Origin of the sequence: Granulicella sp. 5B5 (assembly GCF_014083945.1) — a bacterium.
Classification (GTDB): Bacteria; Acidobacteriota; Terriglobia; order Terriglobales; family Acidobacteriaceae; genus Granulicella.
This window is the reverse complement of sequence record NZ_CP046444.1, coordinates 2482299-2497706: the sequence shown is the minus strand read 5'-3', so window position 1 is coordinate 2497706 and position 15408 is coordinate 2482299. Positions and strand designations below refer to the sequence as shown.

Here is a 15408-nt window from a genome sequence, read left to right as displayed (position 1 = left end):
CTTAAGGGCAGCATGAATAACGAACTCCCCAAGGCTTACAACCCCGCCCTGATCGAAGAGAAGTGGGCGAACTACTGGCTCGAGCAGCATCTCTTCGACGTCGCGACACCCACAGACCACGCTGCGCGCAATCCTTTTGTGCAGCTGCTGCCGCCGCCCAATGTGACGGGCAGGCTGCACATGGGCCACATGCTGAACCAGACCGAGATGGACATCCTCGCGCGCTGGCACCGCATGAACGGCGACACGAGCGTGTGGGTTCCCGGCACCGACCACGCGGGCATCGCCACGCAGATGATGGTGGAGCGCCAGCTGAAGAGTGAAGGCAAGGCGCGCACCGACTACACGCGCGAGCAGTTCACCGAGCTGGTGTGGAAGTGGAAGCAGGAGTACGGCGGCTATATTACGACGCAGATGAAACGGCTGGGCGCGAGCGTCGATTGGTCGCGCGAGTACTTCACGATGGATGAGCGGCTTTCGGTCGCGGTGAAGGAAGCGTTCGTCCGGTTGTATGAACAAGGGCTGATCTATCGCGGTGCGTACATCGTGAATTGGGACCCGGTGCTGGGCACCGCTGTCTCTGATCTCGAAGTCGAGAATGAGGAACGCGCCGGGCACATCTATCACATCCGCTATGACCTGGAGGATGGCACAGGTTCAATCACGATTGCGACGACGCGGCCGGAGACGATGCTGGGCGATACAGCTGTCGCAGTGAACCCCACCGATAAGCGGTATACCGCGTTTGTTGGGAAGAAGCTTGTGCTGCCGCTGGTGGGACGGACGATCCCGGTGATCGCCGACGACTGGGCGCAGCCAGAGTTCGGCACCGGTGCAGTGAAGGTGACTCCTGCGCATGATCCGAATGACTTTGCGATTGGGCAGCGGCATAGTCTGCCTTCGCCGAGCATCATGGACACGCAGGCGCGGATCTTGCTCGAAGGCTCGCCGTACAACGGGATGGACCGCTTCGAGGCGCGCAAGAAGATCGTTGCGGATCTTGAGGCGAGCGGGCACCTTGTTGCCATCAAGGACCATACACTGACGCTGCCGATCTCGCAGCGCACGAGCGCTGTGATTGAGCCGCGGCTTTCGATGCAGTGGTTCATCGCGGTGAACAAGCAGCCGACCACAGGCGGCAACAGCATTGCGAAGAATGCGATCGATGCGGTGAAGGACGGCCACATCCAGTTCACCCCGGAGATGTATGCGAAGACGTACTTCGAGTGGATGAACAACATCCATGACTGGTGTATCTCGCGGCAGCTATGGTGGGGGCATCGGATTCCGGCGTGGCACTGCGATGCCTGCGGCAAGATTACCGTCTCACGTGATGCAGTGACGGCTTGCAGTGGCTGCGGCATCACGGACATTCATCAGGAGACCGACGTGCTCGACACGTGGTTCTCGTCGGGGCTGCTGCCATTTACCGTCTTTGGTTGGGATGGATCGAACAAACCTACGGCGGACCTTGCTTCGTTCTATCCGACGCAGCTGCTCGTTACGGGTTTCGACATTTTGTTCTTCTGGGTGGCCCGCATGATCATGCTGGGGTGCCACTTTATGCTCGATGTGCCGATGCCAGATGGCAGCACGCGCGAGCTGAAGGATGCAGTGCCGTTCCGTAATGTGTACATCCATGCGCTGGTGCGCGATGCCGACCGGCAGAAGATGTCCAAGACCAAGGGCAACGTGATTGACCCGATCGAGATCATCACGAAGTACGGTACGGATGCGGTACGGTTCACGCTGGCTTCGCAGGCCAGCCCCGGCACCGACATTGCCTTCAACGAAGCCCGCACCGAAGGCTATCGCGCGTTTGCCAACAAGATATGGAACGCAGCGCGGTTCATCCAGATGAACATCGACCGCGCCACAGAGGCGGGCTACCAAGTCAAGCTCGACGCCAATACTGCCACTGATACCTCCGGCGAAGCCGCCGGCGCCTGGGAGTTGCCCGACCGCACCCCGCTCGAGACCCGCTGGATCTTCTCTCGCCTCAGCACGGTCGCCGCCCAAGTACACGCTTCGCTCGCCGACTATCGCTTCGACGAAGCCTCCAACGCCGTCTACCAGTTCTTCTGGGGCGAGTTCTGCGACTGGTATCTCGAACTCGTCAAGCTCCGCCTCAACTTCGATCCCGCCGGTACCACCTACAACACGGAAGCAGAGCAGATCGAGGCACAGGCCGCAACTGCCTTCACCCTCGTCGGCCTCGTCAGCGTCTTCGAGGCCGCCCTGCGCCTGCTCTCACCCTTTATGCCCTTCCTCACGGAAGAGCTCTGGCACGCGCTCTACGCCAGCATCAGCCAGCCCAGTCCGGCCAAATCCATCGCACTCACCCGCTATCCCGCCGCTGCGGACTTCCCGCACAGCGACGTCACAGTTCGCGCCATGGAAGATATACAGCAACTCATTGTCACCATCCGCGCTCTCCGCAAAGAGCTCGCCGTGCCGGAGAAGGAGTCCACTCCCATTCAGCTGCGCGCCGATCTCCGCATCGCAGCCCTCGCTGAAGGCCATGCCGACATGCTCGCCCGCATGGCCCGCGTCAGTGCAGTGGAGATCGTCTTTGACCCGCCCACCGGCAACAACGCCCGCAGCACTGCGACGTTCGACGTCGCCATCATCTACGAGCGCCAGATCGATGTCTCTGCCGAGCGCGAGCGTCTCGAAAAAGAGATCTCCAAGCTCACGAAGGGACTTGAAGCTGCGAACAAGCAGCTTGGCAACGAGGGTTTCATCGCGCGCGCTCCGGCGCATATCGTCGATGGGCTCAAGAAGCAGGCGGCTGAGACCCAAGCGCTCCATGACAAGGCGATAGCCGCGCTCGCTGCGCTGCCGCCAGCCTAAATCCTAACTTCTGCATCCAACCGGAGACACAGCGAACGTCGTATTACGCTGTGTCTCCGGCGTATTTTAAGCGCATTTTTGCTGGACTTCCCGCCGCGCCGCTCGTACCCTTCCTGCACTTGCACATCTTGCCGCATTGAGGAGCACTCCATGGCAGCCACCCGCAAGACCACCGCGAAGAAGACCTCCGCAAAGAAAGCCACGAAGAAGTCGCCTGCGAAGAAGAGCACGGCGAAGAAGGTCTCCAGCACAACCCCGCCGCCCTCGCCTTCGCACCTGCAACTGACACATGGCGCTCCTGTCGGCACACCGCTCTTCGCGCAGGCCACCATTACGCCTGATCCGCTGAAGTACACCACGCCCCATGCATCGGACACGGCGGCTTACAACGAGATGGACGCGCTGGTGAAGGCCAACAAGTTCCTGCCGCTGCCGTTTCCTGTTGTGCCCGGCGTTGCCGAGCCTGTGCTGCTGCTGCAGGATGTGCTTGGCCCCAGCGGCGCGAACGCCGTCAGCTCCATGCAGAAGGCCGGTCAGATCGTCTTTCACACAGCCGGCGATACGGGCGCGACCCGGGGACCCAAGACAGAAAACGAGGTCGTCGACAAGCTGCTCGCCGACTTCAACGAGACGGACCCCACTGCAATCCCGAAGTTCTTCTACAACCTCGGCGACATCGTCTATAGCTTTGGCGAGCACAAGTACTACTACGACCAGTTTTACGATGCCTACCGCGACTACCCTGCGCCGATCTTCGCGATCCCCGGCAACCACGACGGCATTGTTCTGCCGCCACCGGCAGGCACGGGTGTTGCGACGGACTCGCTCTCGGCATTTCTCGCCAACTTCTGCACGCCCAGCTTCTCGCACGCGCCTGATGCCGTGGGACTCTCGCGCACCACGATGATCCAGCCCGGTGTGTACTTCACGCTTGAAGCGCCGTATGTGCGGATCATCGGGCTTTACAGCAACATCCTCGAAAATCCCGGCGTCATCTCGTCCACCGCCGACCCGACCAAGGGTGGCACGCCTGCCTTCCCAGACCTCTCGGATGCTCAGCTCTCTTTTCTGAAAGCAGCGCTCACTCGCGTGAAGACCGACAAATTCAAGGGCGCGGTGTTGCTGGCCGTGCATCACCCGCCTTATGCCTTCGGCAAGCACTCCGGCTCGCTTGCCATGCTGAAGGAGATCGACACGATCTGCCAGTCGACAGGGGTGTGGCCGCATGCCGTGCTCAGTGGGCACGCGCATAACTACCAGCGTTATACCCGCGCTATCGGGAAGCGACAGATTCCATTCCTGGTGATCGGTAACGGCGGCCACGGCCTGCAGAAGCTCGCCGTCGGCGACGGCTACCGGACGCCGGTCTCGATGCCCGTTTTCGCACAGCCGGAGCAGAACGACTCCGTGACCTTTGAGAACTATGACTTTATGAACTACGGGTACTGTCGCGTGCTGATCAACGCGCAGCAACTCCGGATCGAGTACCATCCGGCGTCCGACGGAGCCTCGACCAAGACCCCGGACGACTCCGTAACGGTTGACCTTGCCACAGGAACGCTGACCACCTATAACCCGCCGTCGTAAGGGCGGAGGCGATTGTGCCGAGCTGCGACGGCATCCAGATGCGTGGCGGCGCAGTAGTAGCATAGCTACAGCATGTCTTTGCAAGACGATCTCCGCGCCGCGCTTATTGGCACTCGTTTCAGCGCGCACATCCACCACTTCCCTGTCGTGGACTCAACCAATACGCAGCTGCTCGCTGCCGCAGCGAACGGCGCGCCCGAAGGCACGGTCTATCTGACCGACGAGCAGACCGCTGGGCGCGGACGCGGCGGTCATAGCTGGCACTCTGCAGCCGGTACCTCCAGCAATCCGGATGGGCTTTACGTTAGCGTGCTGGTTAAGCCGTCGCTGCGCCTGCGCGAGGCGTTGATGCTCTCGCTCGCCACTGGGCTCGCCGCCAAGTCGGCGATTCTCACTGCGGCCTGTGTTACCGCAGACATCCGCTGGCCCAACGACCTGATGATCGGCCTGCAGAAGGTTGGCGGCATCCTCGTCGAAACCGCTGCCGGCTCCGGCGACGATGCGCCGTTGCGCTATGCCGTGATCGGCATCGGCATCAACCTGAACCAAGAGACGTTTCCGCTCGAGCTCTATCCGCTTGCGACCTCGCTTCGTCTGGTTACGGGCAAGCTACAAGACCGGTTCGCGTTGCTCGTTGCGCTGCTTCGTTCGCTGGATCGTGAGCTCACTCTGCTGGAAGAGGAAGCAGCGGATCGGGATGCAGGTGGGTCATCGCTGCTTGTCCGCTTCTCCGAGGCCTCCGACTGGGCCCACGGCCGCCGCGTCACCGTACCCGAGCAGGGTGGCTATACTGGAACGACCGCAGGACTCGACAACCGCGGCTTTCTGCTCGTCGACGCCGATGATGGCACGCAACGCACCGTTCTCTCCGGCGGCGTCCGCGACATCCTATAGGCCCGCACGCAGCGGCAGCCGCCGAGGCATAATCGCGCATGCTACTTGCAATCGATGTAGGCAACTCCAACACGGTACTTGGGCTGTTCGTTCTCGCCACCGACTCCGCGCCCGCGCAGAAGGTCGCGGACTGGCGCATCACCACGCCCTACAAGCAGACGGCCGACGAACTCGGCGTGCTGTTCCAGACGCTGTTCTCCATGCGCGACCTGCAACATGAGATCGTCACCGGCGTCGCCGTCTCCTCTGTCGTTCCGCCGCTCGACTCCACACTGCGCAAGGTATGCGAGACGTACTTTCATGTCAAGCCCCTGTTCATCGAGCCTGGCGTGAAGACAGGTTTGCCCATCCTTACTGACAACCCGAGCGAGGTCGGCGCTGATCGTGTTGTGAATTGCGTTGCAGCGTTTGATCTGCTCGGCGGCCCGACCATCATTGTCGATATGGGCACAGCCACTACTTTCGATGTCGTCAGCGCGAAGGGCGAGTTTCTCGGCGGCGCCATCGCACCGGGGCTTGGCATCTCCGCCGATGCGCTCTTCGCGCGCGCCGCCCGGCTGACGCGCGTTGAGATCAAGAAGCCCACGAAGATCGTCGGCACCAACACGGTCGACAACATCCAGATTGGCCTTTACTACGGTTACATCGGCCTCGTCGACGGCATCCTCGAGCGCATGATCGCCGAGCTTGGCCCGGAGACGAAGACGATTGCCACCGGCGGCCTCGCTAAACTGATCGCCACCGATAGTAAGTACATCCACCAGGTCGATGAGGGCCTGACACTGAATGGACTTCGCCTCATCTACGAGCGCAACCAGGACAGGCATCGACGCCGCTAAACGAGTGAACTACTACGAATACTTCTCTGAGATCGAAGAGCGCTTCAGCCAGCGACGCGGCAGCATCCTGCTGCTCAGCACACTAGATTGGGCGCTGATCGAGACCTGGCGCGAAGCCGGCATTCCGCTGGAAGCCGTGCTGCGCGGCATCGACAATGCCTTCGACAAGCATGATGCCAAGGCATTGAAAGCCGGCAGCCGGCTGCGCAAGGTGAACGGCCTTGCGTGGTGCGCGCAGGCTGTGATGCAGGCCGCAGAAGAGATGGTCGAAGCAGCCACGGGCACCGCACCCGCCAGGCGAGAGCCGCAGGAGAGCGGCTTTGAGACCGACCGTGTGACAGCCTTTCTGGAGCGCAATGCCACAGCCTTCGACACCGCCGCGCAGACGAGCTACACCGTGCAGAGCCACCTGACAGCAACCGCAACACGTCTTCGTGAACTTGCGGCAACGATGCGCTCGCAGCAGCCACTCGCGCTCGACGACCTGGACCGCACATTGACAGTGCTTGAAGAGAAACTGTTTGCAGCGCTTGAGGCCAATGCGACCGAGCAACAGCTTGTCGAACTGAAGGTGCAGGCTGACCGCGAGCTCGCGCCGTATCGCAGCCGCATGTCCGTGGTGCAGCTTCGCCAGGTGCAGCAGCAGTTTCTGCACAAGCGGCTGCTGGAGTTCTACAGCCTGCCGCGCCTGAGCCTGTTCTATATGGGGCATGAAGCATGAACAATACAGCAGCAATGCCACTCTGCCCGCACTTCGGCCACTGCGGTGGTTGCCAGCATCAGGACGTTCTCTACGAAGCGCAGGTGCTCGTCAAGCGCGAGCATCTGAAGAATCTGCTCACCGAGGCTGAGGTCCGCTATCCGGACAATATCGCAGCCTACACCGCGGAGCCTTATCACTATCGCAACCGCATCCGTCTGCGAGTTGAACACAGCGGCGAAACGTTTCAGCTTGGCTACAACCAGCTCGGCACCACGGCCTTCCAGCCCATCAACGAGTGTCCGATCGCGGCACCATCCCTTTGGAGTGCCGCGACTTCGCTCATCACTGCAGCTGCGAGTGACCGCGATGCGCTCTACTGGCTCAACGCCGCAAGCGAAGTCGAACTCTTCTGCAACCATGATCAGTCGCAGTTGCAGCTCACACTGCTCTGCGCGCCACGCACGAAGTCTCCGCAAGGCAGCTTTGCGCGCGCCTACAACGCCTTCGTTCAGCAGGTGCCAAAGGGGCTCACCCTTGTCGGTGCCGGCGCCATTGCCACCGACCCGCGCACAGGGCCTACTGGACGCATACTCGCCGAAGCTGGCTCATCCGGCCTCAACTACCGCGTGGGCGACGAGCTCTACTGGATCACGCGCGGCGGTTTCTTCCAGGTCAATCGGTTCCTGCTTGAGACACTCGTCGATCTTGTCTGCACACACAACAGCACGCCCCGCACCGGACTGCTCGCGTGGGACCTCTTCTCAGGTGTGGGTCTTTTTTCACGTGTACTTGCGCGCAGCTTCGCGCAGGTCGCGGCGGTCGAATCGAACCCAACTGCCATCGCCGATCTGCGTAATGCCTTCCGCAAGCTCGGCGCGAGCTACACAGCTATTGAGTCCACCGCGCTCGATTACCTCCGCGCGGCAGTACTGCAGCGTGAGCAGCCAGAACTCGTCGTCCTCGATCCACCACGTTCCGGGGCGGACGTCGAAGCTTGCGAACTACTCAACCGCATCGCACCGAAGGCCATCGTGTATGTTTCCTGCGACCCTGCAACGCTCGCACGCGATCTCGCCATACTGCAAAGACAGTACGAGATCGCCTCACTGCACGCTGTCGATCTGTTTCCGCAGACGTTCCATCTCGAAACAGTCGCCATCCTTCACCGAACCCGTTAGACTCATCCCATCACACTTGAACGATAGGTAGCGCTTCCCATGCAGGCAGTCGGCGCTGCAAGCCATTGGATGAACCATCCCCCGGCCGTGGAGCCTCTGCGGCTGCGGCGCATCCCCATGCTGGCTGCGGCATTGTGCTTCGCTGCAGGCATTCTGCTGGCGCAGCACTGGCAACCAACGCGTCTACTGGTGTTAGCGGCGGCTTTGCTAGTCGTTCTCAGCGCCGTCGCCCTTGTGCGAGCACCTAGCATCGCTATCGTTCCGGCACTGGCGCTGTGGGCTGTCGTTGGCTGCTGGTGCACTCAGATTGAGCCGCCCATTACAGAACACCCTGTGCTGCTTACCTATGCTGACGGTGTGAACCGGAATGTCCGCGGTCACATCGTCAGCATCCGGCTGCTGCCGCCGCGAACCGCCGATGCGGACGAACCACAGCTCCAGCCCTGGCAGATCGAACCTGGCGGATGGGAGGTCGATACGCAACCGCCAACTCAGTCTATCGATCTCGATATCTCGGCCGTCGAGGACATGACACCGGATGTCGACACGATGCGCCCACTCAACGGAGGGGTGCGCGTTTTGCTGACGGGCTCTCCGCTTCCGTTGCGCTGCGGCGAAGGGGTCGAGGTGCCGCTCCGGCTTCGGGTGCCCGACACGTATCGTGATGCCGGCGCCTTTTCCTACGCCAGTCAACTCCGCACCGAGGGCATCGACCTGACGGCGACAGCGAAATCATCGCGTGTCACGCAGTTGACGAATGCAGCCCCAACGCTGCGGTGTCGCCTCTACGCTGTGCAAACATGGGCTGCCGATCGTCTCGACCATTTTCTAACATCACGCGCCAATGCAACGTTGCCTGTTTCGCTGCGACTCAATCGTGAAGACTCGGCCATGCTCAGCGCCATGCTCTTCGGCAACCGCACACTGCTCTCCTCCGATCTGCGCGATGCCTTTCAGCGCACCGGCACCTTTCATCTCTTCGTCGTCTCCGGCCTTCACATCGCTCTGCTTGCGACGGCGCTCTTCTGGCTGCTACGCCGGCTCCGCCTCGGTGAAGGCCCCGCTGTCCTTATCGCGATCCTGCTGACTGCCACTTATGCCCTGCTCACAGGCTTTGGAGTCCCCGCACAGCGCGCGCTGTTGATGACTTCCATTTACCTCATCTCGCTTTGGCTCGACCGACAAGCCAATGCGCTCAACGCGCTGGGCTTCGCTGCCACAATCGTCCTGGCACTCGACCCTCGCGCTTTGGCTGCGGCCAGCTTTCAGATGACCTTCCTTGTCATCGTCGCAATTGCGGGCATCGCTTCGCCTATCCTCCAACGCACCATCGCGCCCTACGTCCGCTCTCTCAAGCTCCTGCACGTCTTCGCCATCGACGCCTTCATCCACCCGCAGCTCGCGCAGTTCCGCGTCGGGGTCCGCATGGCCTGTACGCTCTGCGGTTCGCTGCTGGGGCACCACTTTCGCCAACTTCCGGTGTGGGCGCTGCGGCTCATCTTCTACCTTCTTGAAGCCTTCGTCGTCAGCCTCGCCGCTGAGCTCTGTCTCGTTCTCCCGATGGCCATCTACTTTCATCGCGCGACACTCTTTGCGTTGCCACTCAATCTGCTGAATATCCCTTTGCTTGCGGCCCTGCTTTGTGCCGCCGTATTGATGTTCTGCGCTTCGCTGATCAGCTCGTGGCTCGCGATACTTCCCGCGGCCGCTACCGCACTGCTGCTACACATCATGCGCTTCACCGTGATGCACCTGCAGCGCGCTCCGCTCGCTGATCTGCGCATGCCCGCACCTCCTGCATCGGGCATCGCTATCGCCGGGGTGCTCATCGCACTCTCTTGCTTCCTTCTGTTTGAGCGCAGGCGTGCTCTTGTTCTTGCAGGTTCGCTGCTTGTGTTGTTTGTCCCAGCCGTCGTCGCCTATCCGGCGGCGCCGCTGCTGCATCCGGACATGCTTGAGATCACGGCGCTCGATGTTGGACAGGGAGACTCGCTGCTCGCGGTCTCTCCCACTGGAAGCACCATGCTCATTGACGCTGGCGGGCCTACCGGGCGGCCCACCAGCACAGCATCTGGTTGGGACATTGGCGAACAGGTGGTTGCTCCTTATCTCTGGTCTCGCCGGATTCGCCGACTCGACGTTATCGTGCTGACGCATGCGCACTCGGACCATATGGGCGGCATGCCTGCTGTGCTGCATGACCTTCGTCCACGCGAGTTGTGGCTGAGTATCGACCCGGGTGACTCGCCGAGCTTCCGGGCTTTGCTGGCGCAGGCTGCGCAGTTGCATATCGCTGTCCGGCACCTACATGCGGGCGATGCGATGCCGTGGGGCGGGACGCAGATCTCTGTGCTCGCGCCTGAAGCTGCCTACAGGAATCCGGGGGTGCCCTCGAACGACGACTCGCTGGTGTTGCGTATCGACTATGGGCGCGCCAGTGTGCAGCTCGAAGGCGATGCGCAGGTTGCCAGCGAGGACGATATGCTGACCAACCATCGTCTTGCGCCGGTGACTCTGCTGAAAGTGGGCCACCATGGCAGCAAGACATCCACCTATCAGGAGTTCCTTAACGCTATCAAGCCGCAGGAGGCCGTGATCAGTGTTGGGCGGCACAACACATTTGGGCATCCGCGTGCCGAGGTGCTGGAGCGCCTGGAAGATGCCCATGTGAAGACGTATCGCACCGATCGTCATGGTGCGGAGACGTTTCTGCTGACCCACGATGGGCACATCACCGCGTTTTCCGCAGCCCCCCCGGACTAGAATGCACGCAAGCTGAGCTTGTACGGGATGCTCTCTCCAACGCGCGGATCAACCTCCGCGTTTTGCCAATTTCCTTTGCAAGGAGACCCATGGATAAGCCTTCATCGCCTGCTGCGCAACCCTGTTCCGACGATCTCACTCCCAACCCGCCACAAGTCCCCAAAGGCCGGCTAAAGTCTGTCGAAGAGCTTGAGGAGGCCAAGCTCATTCGCCGCCTGCAGATGATGATGAACCTGGTGATGCAGACGATCTCGCAGGATGTCTCGCTCACGATCGACGATGCTTCGCAGATGATCGCGGACAGCCGCGCGGCGGCGCTGGCGATGTTTCCGGGCAAGGAGCTGGCCTATGACCTGATCTGGCGGCCACGCTTCCAGCGGCTGATGCGGGAGCGGTTCCGGATCATGTAGCCCCCCCCCCGGTTTTGGGGGTAAGATCCGCAGCCAATTGAAGTTAGCGCCGTATCCCCAACAAGGGAGCTGCACTCTTAAACAGCGATGCCGCCCCTTGAGGCGGCATCGCTGTTTTGGAGATGAGATGCCTTAGAAGGAGAGGCGCGCGGAGAACTGAGCGGCCCTGCGGTTGTAGTTGGGGCTCACTGTGGCGGTGCCGAAGCTCGAGTTGCCGAGCTGCGTGCTAGCCACAGCGAAGAACGTCTTGTTGGTGACGTTGTAGTACTCCGAACGGAAGTTCAGGACAGCATTGTGGAAGTGCAGCGGGAAGCTGCGCACCAGTGCGAGGTCAAGCTGGTAGTTGCCAGGGCCATACAGCTGGTAGGGAGCCGTACGAGCGCCGTTGGAGAACGTGTACAGCGGAGCATGCGGGTCGCCGTTCGGATAGGCCGTGGTAGCTGCCAGGAGGGACGGGTTGATAAACGGCCCGGTCTCCGCACCCTGCGTACCGGCGCTGGGAGTGATGTAGCTGACCGCCGTTGGTGAGCCGGAGAGGGTCTTCTTGCCCCAGGCACCATTCTGGCGGGCTGAACCTACAAAGCTTGGGTTGTAATTCGCGTAGCACTGCACCTGCGCAGGATTGGTCTGGCAGGAAGAACCAGTAATCGCCAACGGAGAACCGGAGAACGCTTGGAAGATCTGCGAGAAGTGGAAGCCTCCCAGCACTGCACGCTCGACTGCATTGTTGTTGGCAATGGACTTGCCGAAGGGCAGGTCCCACACATTGGTGACGACCAGATGCTGCGGCTGGTTGGTGGTTGATGAGCTGCGCTCGATGCGGTCGGCTTTGTAGGTTGCTCCCGGCTCATTGGCTAGCGTTCCGGCCGGGATAGCATAACCGGTGCGGAAGGTGCCGCCATCGTCAATCGCGTGCGACCAGGTGTAGTTGATCATGAAGGTATCGCCATGCGTGGGACGCATGTTCAGCGAAGCCTGCAGAGCATGATAGCTGGAGTTTGCAACGTCGCCGAAGGTATCGGTCACGCTCTGGAAGGGGAAGGGCTTGAGAGCTGTCGCGATGGATTGCGACGTAGTGAAGTTTGCCGGGCAGGTAACTCCAGCGGCAGCGCAGTTCGCCGAGGTTGCAAGCGAGCTGAGCTTGGAGTTGAGGGAGAGATACGACGGATTGAGCTGATTGGAGTACAGGCCGCGGGCATTGGCGCTGTCTTCCTGCTCGAAGTGGCCTTCCGATCCAACATAACTGATGGTCGAAGCGATGGTGTTCGTCCACTGGTGCTGGAAGCCGAAGCTCCAGTTGCTGTACTCCGGAGCGCGGCTGCCGAGGTAAGGATCGGCATAGCCCATGCTGGAAGGAGTGCCCGTGTATCCAGTGATGGTGGTGTAGCCGGTGCCATATTGCGGACCGGAGGCGACGCCCGCAGCGCCGGTGTAGTTAGGCAATGCTCCGTTGGCACCGCCGAAGCCCGTGGTACTCAGCAGCGTCCCGCTGGCGGAGAAGCTCGGTGCGGCCGAAAAGCCCAGTGTGCCCAGGCTGGTGGTGAGGCCGCCGACGCCATTGCCGTGCGTGAACATGAGGCCATAGCTGGCACGGATTACAGTTTTCGGATCGATTTGATACGCGAGGCCGATGCGCGGGCCGAAGTTCTTGTACCACTTCTGGACTGGCGTGTCGCAGTTGCAGGTACCGGCGCCATTGCCGGTGAACTGCAGAGCTCCATTGGAGCCAGTGATGGGATTTGCGAGGTTGGGGTTGAAGAAACTTCCCGCATCGTGCACTTCGCGCAGCGAGGGGAAGTAGTCCCAACGGAGGCCAAGGTCGAGCGTGAGCTTCGAAGATACCTTCCAGTTGTCCTGCACGTAGGGCGAGATGGGGCGGAAGCGCGTGCCGTACTCCTGCTGCAGATACTGTGTGAAGCTCGCCTTATCCACCTGACCGATAAGGTAGCTGGCGTAGGAAATACCAGTGCCAGACGTGACTGCGTACTTCGGGCTGGTGTTGCTGGAAGGCGTGATTGCCGCGGTTTCCGTTACGGAGTTGGAGAGCGTGAGAGGCGTGGTGCCACCGGTGGCGTTGACCACGTTGTAGAGCAACCAGGCAATCTGTCCGCCAAAGGTGAGCGTATGCTTGCCTTTCACCCACTGAAGGTTGTCGACTAACGTGTAGTTTTCCGCCAGCGTGAGGTTCGGCGTGGTACCACCCCACCAGGTGGGAGAGTTGTTGACCGGCGAGTTGATGGACGAACTGAAGTCCACGATGGGGAAAGCCGTGGAAGCCGGGCCTGAGGGAAGGTTCGAGAGGCCCAGCGAGGTTGCCGAATACACCGGCTCATTGTTCGATTCGAAGGTCGGACCGTTGTAGCGGGCATAGCCGTACTTCAACTGATTAACCAGGCGATCGGTAAATGTATGGTTCTCTTCAATAATGCCTACAGCAGTCTTCGGCGCATAGGCCTGCGAGTAGTTGTACGGCAAGGGGCCAACGTTGCGCCCCGGTGTCGTCTGATACACGGGGTTCGAGCTGGCCTGACGGCCGACGGCACCGATCATCGTCAGCGTGTCCTTCGGCGAAATGACGTAGTCGATACGATCCGTCGTCGACCAGTTCACCAGGCCAGTCTTGTTGGGGGCAATGAAATTACCCTGGACATTCTGGCTATTGAGCGTGGGCAGGAACTTCTGGCTGTTCAAAGCAACGTTCCAGAACTCGCTGGCCGGAATGACATTGACCGCCGCCGCCGGGTTACGGACAGGATTGCCAGCCGGTCCAGTTGTGCCACCGGCCATGTAGCCATACTGATAACGGCAGGGACCATTGGTGCTGTTCGCGGTGCAGGCAGTTTGCGTGTTGGGATCGTAGATGTTGTAACCGACAGCACTGAAATCGCCGCCCTGCTGCGCTACCGTGGGAAAGGTAATCGTCGTCGGTGTCTCACTGGCGTAGCGGAAGCCGTTGTAGTTGCCGAAGAAGAAGAGCTTCTCTTTCCACTTGCCGAAGGGGACTAGCGGACCGCTGAGATTGATGCCGTACTCGTTAGAGTTCTCGATGGGCTTGGTGGCGCCCTTGTTCCAGCCCCAGGTGTCGAGCACGGTATTGCGGAAGAACTCGTACACGCTGGCGTGATACTTGTTGGCGCCAGCCTTGACGGTGTAGTTCTGGATGCCCTGGCCCTCGTAGATGGCCGAGTAGCCGCTGGTCTGCACCTGGAACTGGTCGACTGCGTCGACGGAGATGGCCGTCCAAACGAAGCGCGGGTCGCCGTTGCCGCCGGCGCGGACGAAAGCCACACCGTCAATGTAAACGTCGGAGACAGCGCCACGGGAGCCGGAGCCATTGACGACGCCAGCGTTGGTGGTGGCGTTGCCGTTGGTCTCATTACCCTGCACGCCAGGCATCAGGTAGGCGAAGTCGGTAGCGCGGCGCTGATCAGCCTGGCCGTAGGCGCCCATCTCGATCGGCAGCGCGGAGTACATCTCGTTCTCCATGGTGGCACCGAGGGTCGCGTTGGTGGTCTCGAGCTGCGGAGGCAGCGTGGTGACAGTGACTTCCTGGTCGGTACTGCCGATGGTCATCTTCGGATTGAAGGTCTGCGTCTCAAGCGCGTTGACGTGGACATCCTTCTGCGAGAGCTTCTCGAAGCCGTTGGCGGTGACGGTGATCGTGTAGATGCCGGCGTCGAGGGTGTTGATCGCGTAGTCTCCAGCCGAGGTGCTGGTGGTCGTAGTCACCACACCGTTTGCCGTGTTAGTGGCGGCAATGGTGGCTCCGGGAATGGACGCGCCTGTGGGGTCCATGACGGTTCCACTGACGGCGCCCTTGCCGCTGAGCTGCGCGTGGGCGGCGGTGCCGGCCAGTAACAGGCAGAAGAAGACAACAACGGCGGCGAGAGGCCGCGCCAGCGCCTGCGGCACCGGGGAAAGCTTGGGAAAAAGATGGTTGCTCACTTGGACTCCTCAAAAGGCCATACAGGGTACTTGCATCTCCACCGCCGGCCATAACCGGAGCGTGATCGTGCGCGATTTTGCTGCGCCAAACACTATCACCGCTCCCTGTAATACATGTCAAGTCACAATTACTGGCAGTCAAACAGGAGGGATCGGGGGATGCACACCGCTGCACGACCGATATCCTTGCGATTTCCCGCATTCGGACATCGATACGGCCCAATGGGTTTCAATTT

The 15408-nt window shown here is 61.0% G+C and carries 9 protein-coding genes; 8 read left to right on the top strand and 1 reads right to left on the bottom strand.

Annotated features, from left to right (window positions below):
- Positions 1–12 precede the first annotated feature (12 nt).
- The 8 genes from GOB94_RS10455 (at position 13) to GOB94_RS10420 (ending at position 11227) form a co-directional block, all read left to right on the top strand.
- The gene (locus GOB94_RS10455; RefSeq protein ID WP_182275870.1) at positions 13–2853 is read left to right on the top strand and encodes a valine--tRNA ligase; all 2841 of its coding nucleotides are present in this window, start codon (positions 13–15) and stop codon (positions 2851–2853) included.
- Positions 2854–3003: 150 nt separating this feature from the next.
- The gene (locus GOB94_RS10450) at positions 3004–4440 is read left to right on the top strand and encodes a metallophosphoesterase (RefSeq protein WP_182275869.1); all 1437 of its coding nucleotides are present in this window, start codon (positions 3004–3006) and stop codon (positions 4438–4440) included.
- Between the two features lie 72 nt (positions 4441–4512).
- The gene (locus GOB94_RS10445; RefSeq protein ID WP_182275868.1) at positions 4513–5334 is read left to right on the top strand and encodes a biotin--[acetyl-CoA-carboxylase] ligase; all 822 of its coding nucleotides are present in this window, start codon (positions 4513–4515) and stop codon (positions 5332–5334) included.
- A 38-nt stretch (positions 5335–5372) separates the two neighbouring features.
- Complete coding sequence (locus GOB94_RS10440; protein WP_182275867.1) at positions 5373–6173, top strand: type III pantothenate kinase; 801 nt, start codon at positions 5373–5375, stop codon at positions 6171–6173.
- Positions 6121–6894: a hypothetical protein gene (locus GOB94_RS10435; protein WP_255483841.1), complete on the top strand. Its 774-nt coding sequence runs from the start codon at positions 6121–6123 to the stop codon at positions 6892–6894. The genes GOB94_RS10440 and GOB94_RS10435 overlap by 53 nt, the downstream gene beginning before the upstream one ends.
- Positions 6891–8054 (top strand): RsmD family RNA methyltransferase, encoded by a 1164-nt coding sequence (locus GOB94_RS10430; RefSeq protein ID WP_182275866.1) that lies wholly within the window; start codon positions 6891–6893, stop codon positions 8052–8054. The genes GOB94_RS10435 and GOB94_RS10430 overlap by 4 nt, the downstream gene beginning before the upstream one ends.
- A gap of 69 nt (positions 8055–8123) precedes the next feature.
- Positions 8124–10817: a ComEC/Rec2 family competence protein gene (locus tag GOB94_RS10425; RefSeq protein WP_182275865.1), complete on the top strand. Its 2694-nt coding sequence runs from the start codon at positions 8124–8126 to the stop codon at positions 10815–10817.
- An 89-nt stretch (positions 10818–10906) separates the two neighbouring features.
- The gene (locus GOB94_RS10420; RefSeq protein ID WP_182275864.1) at positions 10907–11227 is read left to right on the top strand and encodes a hypothetical protein; all 321 of its coding nucleotides are present in this window, start codon (positions 10907–10909) and stop codon (positions 11225–11227) included.
- Between the two features lie 132 nt (positions 11228–11359).
- Here GOB94_RS10420 and GOB94_RS10415 read toward each other — a convergent pair whose 3' ends face one another.
- The gene (locus GOB94_RS10415) at positions 11360–15172 is read right to left on the bottom strand and encodes a TonB-dependent receptor (protein ID WP_182275863.1); all 3813 of its coding nucleotides are present in this window, start codon (positions 15170–15172) and stop codon (positions 11360–11362) included.
- Positions 15173–15408: the final 236 nt, after the last annotated feature.

Bases quoted from the DNA above. Each gene is read 5' to 3' on its own strand.
- GOB94_RS10430 (WP_182275866.1), top strand. From the start codon at position 6,891: ATGAACAATACAGCAGCAATGCCACTCTGCCCGCACTTCGGCCACTGC.
- GOB94_RS10425 (WP_182275865.1), top strand. From the start codon at position 8,124: ATGAACCATCCCCCGGCCGTGGAGCCTCTGCGGCTGCGGCGCATCCCC.
- GOB94_RS10455 (WP_182275870.1), top strand. From the start codon at position 13: ATGAATAACGAACTCCCCAAGGCTTACAACCCCGCCCTGATCGAAGAG.
- GOB94_RS10450 (WP_182275869.1), top strand. From the start codon at position 3,004: ATGGCAGCCACCCGCAAGACCACCGCGAAGAAGACCTCCGCAAAGAAA.
- GOB94_RS10435 (WP_255483841.1), top strand. From the start codon at position 6,121: ATGGACTTCGCCTCATCTACGAGCGCAACCAGGACAGGCATCGACGCC.
- GOB94_RS10440 (WP_182275867.1), top strand. From the start codon at position 5,373: ATGCTACTTGCAATCGATGTAGGCAACTCCAACACGGTACTTGGGCTG.
- GOB94_RS10445 (WP_182275868.1), top strand. From the start codon at position 4,513: ATGTCTTTGCAAGACGATCTCCGCGCCGCGCTTATTGGCACTCGTTTC.
- GOB94_RS10420 (WP_182275864.1), top strand. From the start codon at position 10,907: ATGGATAAGCCTTCATCGCCTGCTGCGCAACCCTGTTCCGACGATCTC.